The organism is Streptomyces sp. DH24 (assembly GCF_029813775.1).
GTDB lineage: Bacteria > Actinomycetota > Actinomycetes > Streptomycetales > Streptomycetaceae > Streptomyces.
Genome location: NZ_JARVKW010000021.1, coordinates 117,099 through 124,409 on the forward strand (window position 1 = coordinate 117,099; position 7,311 = coordinate 124,409).

The 7,311-nt window shown below is 70.8% G+C and carries 5 protein-coding genes, 1 tRNA gene and 1 pseudogene; 5 read left to right on the forward strand and 2 right to left on the reverse strand.

Going from position 1 to position 7,311, the window contains the following annotated elements:
• Nucleotides 1-24 precede the first annotated feature (24 nt).
• From gyrA to QC282_RS18810, 3 genes are all read left to right on the forward strand, one after another.
• On the forward strand, nt 25-2,619 hold the full coding sequence (gyrA, locus tag QC282_RS18800) for a DNA gyrase subunit A (protein ID WP_279550633.1): 2,595 nt from the start codon (nt 25-27) through the stop codon (nt 2,617-2,619).
• A gap of 18 nt (nt 2,620-2,637) precedes the next feature.
• The gene (locus QC282_RS18805) at nt 2,638-3,423 is read left to right on the forward strand and encodes a DUF3566 domain-containing protein (protein WP_279550634.1); all 786 of its coding nucleotides are present in this window, start codon (nt 2,638-2,640) and stop codon (nt 3,421-3,423) included.
• A 99-nt stretch (nt 3,424-3,522) separates the two neighbouring features.
• Nucleotides 3,523-3,599, forward strand: a tRNA-Ile gene (locus tag QC282_RS18810).
• A gap of 817 nt (nt 3,600-4,416) precedes the next feature.
• Here QC282_RS18810 and QC282_RS18820 read toward each other — a convergent pair.
• Nucleotides 4,417-4,785, reverse strand: a complete 369-nt coding sequence (locus tag QC282_RS18820; RefSeq protein ID WP_279550635.1) for a DUF6344 domain-containing protein — start codon at nt 4,783-4,785, stop codon at nt 4,417-4,419.
• A gap of 338 nt (nt 4,786-5,123) precedes the next feature.
• Between QC282_RS18820 and QC282_RS18825 the strand changes: the two genes are divergently transcribed.
• Nucleotides 5,124-5,252, forward strand: a complete 129-nt coding sequence (locus tag QC282_RS18825) for a DLW-39 family protein (protein ID WP_003999697.1) — start codon at nt 5,124-5,126, stop codon at nt 5,250-5,252.
• 258 nt (nt 5,253-5,510) lie between these two features.
• Nucleotides 5,511-6,821 (forward strand): hypothetical protein, encoded by a 1,311-nt coding sequence (locus tag QC282_RS18830; RefSeq protein WP_279550636.1) that lies wholly within the window; start codon nt 5,511-5,513, stop codon nt 6,819-6,821.
• Nucleotides 6,822-7,036: 215 nt separating this feature from the next.
• Here QC282_RS18830 and QC282_RS18835 read toward each other — a convergent pair.
• Nucleotides 7,037-7,311 (reverse strand): annotated as a pseudogene (locus QC282_RS18835) (serine/threonine protein kinase); the annotation flags it as partial.

Here is a 7,311-nt window from a genome sequence, read left to right on the forward strand (position 1 = left end):
CACCAGGAAGGATTTTCACCAGCAATGACCGACGAGAACACTCCTGTGACGACGCCCGAGGGTGACGCCCTGGCCATGCGCGTCGAGCCCGTCGGGCTCGAGACGGAGATGCAGCGCTCGTACCTCGACTACGCGATGTCCGTCATCGTCTCGCGTGCGCTGCCCGACGTCCGCGACGGCCTGAAGCCCGTGCACCGCCGCGTGCTGTACGCGATGTACGACGGCGGCTACCGTCCCGAGCGCGGCTTCTACAAGTGCGCCCGCGTCGTCGGCGACGTCATGGGCAACTACCACCCCCACGGCGACTCCTCGATCTACGACGCGCTGGTCCGCCTCGCGCAGCCGTGGTCGATGCGGATGCCGCTGGTCGACTCCAACGGCAACTTCGGCTCGCCGGGCAACGACCCGGCGGCGGCCATGCGGTACACCGAGTGCAAGATGGCGCCGCTGTCGATGGAGATGGTCCGTGACATCGACGAGGAGACCGTCGACTTCACGGACAACTACGACGGCCGCTCCCAGGAGCCGACCGTCCTGCCGGCCCGCTTCCCGAACCTGCTGATCAACGGCTCCGCCGGCATCGCGGTCGGCATGGCGACCAACATCCCGCCGCACAACCTGCGCGAGGTCGCCGCCGGCGCCCAGTGGTACCTGGAGCACCCCGAGGCCTCGCACGAGGAGCTGCTCGACGCGCTCATCGAGCGCATCAAGGGCCCGGACTTCCCGACCGGCGCGCTCGTCGTCGGCCGCCGGGGCATCGAGGAGGCGTACCGCACCGGCCGCGGCTCCATCACGATGCGCGCGGTCGTCGAGGTCGAGGAGATCCAGAACCGCCAGTGCCTGGTGGTCACGGAGCTGCCGTACCAGACCAACCCCGACAACCTCGCGCAGAAGATCGCCGACCTGGTGAAGGACGGCAAGATCGGCGGCATCGCCGACGTCCGCGACGAGACGTCGTCCCGCACGGGCCAGCGCCTGGTCATCGTCCTGAAGCGGGACGCGGTCGCCAAGGTCGTGCTGAACAACCTCTACAAGCACACCGACCTGCAGACGAACTTCGGCGCCAACATGCTGGCGCTGGTCGACGGCGTGCCGCGCACGCTCTCGCTCGACGCGTTCATCCGCCACTGGGTGACGCACCAGATCGAGGTCATCGTCCGCCGTACGCGCTTCCGGCTGCGCAAGGCCGAGGAGCGGGCGCACATCCTGCGCGGTCTGCTGAAGGCCCTGGACGCCATCGACGAGGTCATCGCGCTGATCCGGCGCAGCGACACCGTCGAGATCGCGCGCGGGGGCCTGATGAGCCTCCTGGAGATCGACGAGATCCAGGCCAACGCCATCCTGGAGATGCAGCTGCGCCGACTGGCCGCCCTGGAGCGCCAGAAGATCGTCCAGGAGCACGACGAACTCCAGGCGAAGATCACCGAGTACAACGAGATCCTGTCCTCGCCCGTCCGCCAGCGGGGCATCGTCAGCGCGGAACTGGCCGCGATCGTCGAGAAGTTCGGCGACGACCGCAAGACCAAGCTGATCCCGTACGAGGGCGACATGTCCATCGAGGACCTGATCGCCGAAGAGGACATCGTCGTGACGGTCACGCGCGGCGGCTACATCAAGCGCACCAAGACCGACGACTACCGCGCCCAGAAGCGCGGCGGCAAGGGCGTGCGCGGCGCGAAGCTGAAGGAAGACGACATCGTCGACCACTTCTTCGTGTCCACCACGCACCACTGGCTGCTGTTCTTCACGAACAAGGGCCGCGTGTACCGCGCCAAGGCCTACGAGCTCCCCGACGCCGGCCGTGACGCGCGCGGGCAGCACGTGGCGAACCTGCTCGCCTTCCAGCCGGACGAGGCCATCGCCGAGATCCTCGCGATCCGCGACTACGACGCCGCGCCGTACCTGGTCCTGGCGACCAAGGGCGGCCTGGTGAAGAAGACGCCGCTGAAGGACTACGACTCCCCGCGCTCCGGCGGCGTGATCGCCATCAACCTCCGGGAGCGGGAGGACGGCAGCGACGACGAGCTGATCGGAGCCGAGCTGGTCTCGTCCGACGACGATCTGCTGCTGATCAGCAAGAAGGCGCAGTCGATCAGGTTCACCGCCACGGACGACACGCTGCGTCCCATGGGCCGCGCGACCTCCGGCGTCAAGGGCATGAGTTTCCGTGAGAGCGACGAGCTGCTCTCGATGAATGTCGTCCGACCCGGTACGTTCGTGTTCACTGCCACTGACGGTGGGTACGCGAAGCGGACCGCCGTCGACGAGTACCGCGTCCAGGGTCGCGGCGGCCTCGGCATCAAGGCCGCCAAGATCGTCGAGGACCGCGGCTCGCTCGTCGGCGCGCTGGTGGTCGAGGAGACCGACGAGATCCTCGCCATCACGCTGTCCGGCGGTGTGATTCGTACGCGAGTCAACGAGATCAGGGAGACGGGCCGTGACACCATGGGCGTCCAACTGATCAATCTGGGCAAGCGCGATGCCGTGGTCGGTGTCGCACGCAACGCCGAGGCGGGGCGCGAGGCGGAGGAAGTCGACGGCGACGTGGTCGTCGACGAGTCCGCGCAGGACGCCACCGCCGGCGGTACGGACGAGGGCGAGGCGCCCTCGGCCGAGTAGGACGAGGAGTGAGTCAGCGTGAGCGGAGCCACGGGCGCCGGACCGGCCGGTACCAGTACGGGGACGGACGGCGGCGGCCGTGGCTCCACCGCGCAGCCACAGGACTCGCACACCACTCAGCTGAAGGCGATCAAGTCCCCCGCGCCCGGCACGCACGCGCCCGACACGCATGGATCCCAGGGGGGAACTGTGACGGACACCCGAGGCCCGCAGGCCCAGCACTACGCGGCTGGCGCGGGCCCGGCCGCTGCGGGGGCCCAGCCGCAGCCGGCGGGCCGCCAGGAGACCGCCGCGCAGCCCGCGTCGCCGCTCCCCGGCGAGCGGCAGCCGCAGCAGCAGAGCGGCCCGTACCACCCGCCGCAGGCCTACCCGGCGCAGGGCGGCCAGCCCGGGGCGGTCCGCCGTCCGCGCACCGGCGCGCGCACCACTCCCCGGGTCCGCAAGGCCCGCCTGCGGGTGGCGAAGGCCGACCCGTGGTCGGTGATGAAGGTCAGCTTCCTGCTCTCCATCGCCCTCGGCATCTGCACGATCGTCGCGGCCGCGGTGCTGTGGATGGTCATGGACGCGATGGGCGTCTTCTCGACGGTCGGCGGCACGATCTCCGAGGCGACCGGCTCGAACGAGTCGAACGGCTTCGACCTGCAGTCGTTCCTGTCCCTGCCCAACGTGCTGCTGTTCTCGACGATCATCGCGGTCATCGACGTCGTCCTCGCGACGGCTCTCGCGACGCTCGGCGCGTTCATCTACAACCTCTCCGCGGGCTTCGTGGGCGGCGTGGAACTGACGCTGGCCGAGGACGAGTGACAGGGGCGGGCGGTCCCCGGACAACCGATTTTGGGACTGCCCACCTCGTGCGCTAATCTTCAGGAGTCAGCGCGCGGGACACACACCGCAGAGCGCGGCGGGGCTATAGCTCAGTTGGTTAGAGCGCATCCCTGATAAGGATGAGGCCACAGGTTCAAATCCTGTTAGCCCCACCAGCGAAAAGACCCCCAGTCGGTAACGGCTGGGGGTCTTTGACATCCACGGCTGACATCAAAAGCCGCAGCGTCACCGGCCACGGCGACACCGGGACGGTCGGCCCGGATCCCGGTCACGGAGACCACGGCATCCGGCGTGATCGAGTCACACCGTCCAGAGCCAAGCGCAGGGTGACGACAACAAGGACGATGACGCCGGAGCATCGTGTGCGCGTGGGCAGCGGTGCCGGCCCCGTCGGTGCGGCCTGTGTGCGGCTGCCTCGTCGGACTGTTGCGATAAGACGTCGGATTGCATCCATCGCGTGATTCGAGCGCGGCCGTGCAACCGCTGGGGTTCTCCTCGGCCTCTGTTGAGACCAAGGACGGCATCCACCACACGAAGGAGAGCGGTATGCACACGATGACTGCCCCACCTGCTGCCGACCTGACGCGCGATGACGCAGCCGAGGACGACTTCCTGCTTCCCCCGCCCAATCCGATCGACCGTCTGCCGAGCCGTATCGACCCCAGGGACCTGCGCCGGCTCGACCTGCACGCCGCCCTGACCGCGGCCGGGATCGCTCCCTCGCCGGGCGACCCAGGCCATCGAGCGACTCAGCGACCTCCCGGTCACCGTGCATGAGGCCCTCCACCGCTGGCTCACGACCATGCCGTGACCGTGCGCGGCGGGAAACGCCGGCAGCACGAAGGCCCGACGGCTGTCGTCAGCCGTCGGGTCTTCGTGTCGTGTCATGGGCGGTGCTGTACGCAAAGCGCCGGAACTGCTGGGTCGTGTCAAAGGGAGGGCTGGTGCGGCACGTGCGGGACGTGCCGGGGATCAGCGTTGCAGGGGGATCTCCCTGGCGAGGGGTTCCTCGGAGGCCGTACCGGGAGTGCAGGAGCTCGTGGCCGCGGCGGACGCTTCCGGGCGGTGGCGGCAGCTGGGGGACTTGCCGTGGGCCTCGGCGCGGATGCGCTGCTTCATCGTGGGGGGCAGGGCGCCGGCATGGATCCAGGGGGACGTCGTTCGTGCCGCCGGCTGGAGAGCGCTCCGGTCGGTGCCGTGCTCACTGTCGCTGTTGCGCGAGGTCTCGGTCTGCTGTACGGCCGCCGAGGCGTTCGTGGTGGCGAGACCGAGCGCCGCGAACAGCGCGAGGAAGGCGGTGACGATGGCGGTCCACAGCTTCATGACCTTGGTCCGGGCCATAACCCCTCACTTTCGGGTTGGGCGATTTGCGTACTTTCCTCATGATGTGTATGAGCGTCGCGAAGTGGTGGACCTCCGCCCGTGGCGCGGCGATGTTCAGATGAACACCACTCGGATGGGTGCAAGAGGGTGGAAAGAGAGGAGACTGGGGAGGAAAGCGCACAAATGTCACCGTCCGTTGAGGTGTGATCACCCTCCGATCGGAGCGGAGTCCTCCCCTCCTTCTGCTGTGCGCCGGGCGGGAGTTGAGGGCCGACGCAGGTCACCGATCGGTATCGGTCGGTGTGTATAGTCGGGCGCCAGAAGTCCCCTACGTCAAGGAAAGACGAGGTCGCGCGGTGAAGAAGCTTCTCCTGGTCGCACTGGCCGCCATCGGCGGGCTCCTCGTGTACCGCCAGATCCAGGCGGATCGCGCCGAGCAGGATCTGTGGACGGAGGCGACTGACTCCGTGCCCACGGGTTCGTGAGCACCGACTTTCGGTCCTGAACAGACCCCGGCCGTCGTAGCGGTCGGGGTTTTGTGTGTCCGGGGGCGGCGGCGGGCGTTCTGGGCGGCCGTACGGAATGCGCGGACGGCCTGAGGCCGTGCGGGGCAGGATGGGCCACGGTCTCCGGTCCGGTGACGACGAGGGGTGGGGTGGCGAGTGATGGGTCGGCGTGCGGCGGGGTGGTGGCGCGCGGGGGCGTGGCGCGGTCGTCGTGCTCCGGGACGTACGCCGGGACGCGTGCCGGTCGCCCGGGCCGGGGGCAGGGTGCGTATCCCGGTCGTCCGGCGCGTCGCCTCGGTGGGTGCCGTCGCCGCGGTGCTGTGCGCGTCCGCCGTGCTGCCCGTCCCCGCAGCGCTTGCGGCCGGCCCCGGGAGCGGGTACGACTTCGCCGACGGCGCCCGGCGGGTCGACGGCGCGGACGGCACCGCGGACGCCGAGCGCCTCGTGCCCGGCACGACGTACCGCAGCTCCCTGCCCAGTGGCGGCAAGGTCCACTACCGTCTTGAGCTCGACGACGTCACCAGTACGTACGTCTCCGCCACCGCCGTGCCCCGTGTGGGCAGCACGGTCGCCAGTGTCGACGGGATCAAGGTGGCCGTGCAGGACACCGAGGGCCGGTCCTGTTCCTTCGACACCGCAGGCTTCGGCGCCGCCCGCAGCCCGCATCCGATCGCCGCCTGGGGCATGCGCGAGATCTCCCCGGGCAAGGCCCTGTGCCAGGAGGCCGGCACCTACTACGTCTCCGTCGAGCGCGTCGAACCGGCGGACACCTCACCCGGCACCTGGGAACTGGAGCTCACCGTCGCGTCCGAGCCGCGCCCGGCGAAGGCCGGCGCGACGAGTCCGCCCGGCGCCTGGGACTCCGCCTCGCCCGAGCCCGTCGACGGCCGGGCCGAACGCCGTCCGGGCGGCGCGGGATTCGAGACGGCCGCCCCCGTCGGACAGGGCGTCTGGCGCGCCGACATCGCGCCCGGCGGGACGCTGTTCTACAAGGTGCCGGTGGACTGGGGACAGCAGTTGTCCGCCACCGCCGAGCTGGGCGGCGCGAACGGGGGAGGCGGCTACGCCGTCAGCGCCCTGGACCTGTCGCTCTACAACCCGGCCCGCGGCCAGGTGCAGAACACCAGCGTCGGCTACGACGGCACCCAGGAGGCGACCAGCCTCGCCCCGCTGCCGCCGGTCGGGTACGCCAACCGGTACGCACCCACCGAGCAGGTGAACACCGTGCGGTTCGCCGGCTCCTACTACCTCGTGGTGCACCTCGCGCAGGAGGTGGCCGACGGCTTCGGTGAGGGGCCGTTCGCGCTGACGCTGCGCGTGCGGGTGAGCGGCGCCGCTCAGGCCGGGCCCGACTACGTGGGGGAGCCGGAACCGCGGGGCCTGTTCGACGTGACGGAAGAGGACCGGGAGGCCGCGGCCGAGGGCGGCACCGCGGACGACGACCTCGCGATGACGGCACTCGCCGCCAGCGGCATCGGCACCGGAAGCGCCCTGCTCGTGGGGCTCGGAGTGTGGACGGCCGTGGCGCGTCGGAGGGCCGTCGGCTAGGCCGTGTCCGCGGAGCGGCGTCGTCGCCCGGCGCGCGGCAGGCGCGCCACCTCGCGGACCGGACCCAAGGGTGGCCGGTCCCATTGGTCGCGCCGCGAGCCGCGCCCGGAGCGCGGCAGGCGCGCCACTTCGCGGACCGGGCCCGGGGCCGGCCCCGCCGACCGGGCCCAGGGCGGCCGGTCCCGTTGGTCGCGCCGTCGCGCCGCGTACCGGGGTCAGATGCGGGCCAGGGCCCAGAAGCCGACGGCGTAGCAGGCCAGCGCCAGGAGCAGGAGGGGCACGGCGACCTTGGCCGGTGGTCCGGGACGCCGGGCGCGCGTGGCGCGGTGCCCCGGTACCGCGTGGGGCGCCGGTACCGGTGCCTGGTGGGCCTGCGCGGTGTACGAGGCGGTTGAGGCGTCGGTGCGTTCCTGGGGCCGGTAGGTCTGGGCGGCGCCCTGGCGCGGGTGCACCGCAGCGGCGTGGGGAGGCTGGACGGTCGGGGCGGCGT

Coding starts and splice junctions, on each gene's coding strand:
- gyrA (WP_279550633.1), top strand. CDS start 25: ATGACCGACGAGAACACTCCTGTGACGACGCCCGAGGGTGACGCCCTG.
- QC282_RS18820 (WP_279550635.1), bottom strand. CDS start 4,785: ATGGCCCGGACCAAGGTCATGAAGCTGTGGACCGCCATCGTCACCGCC.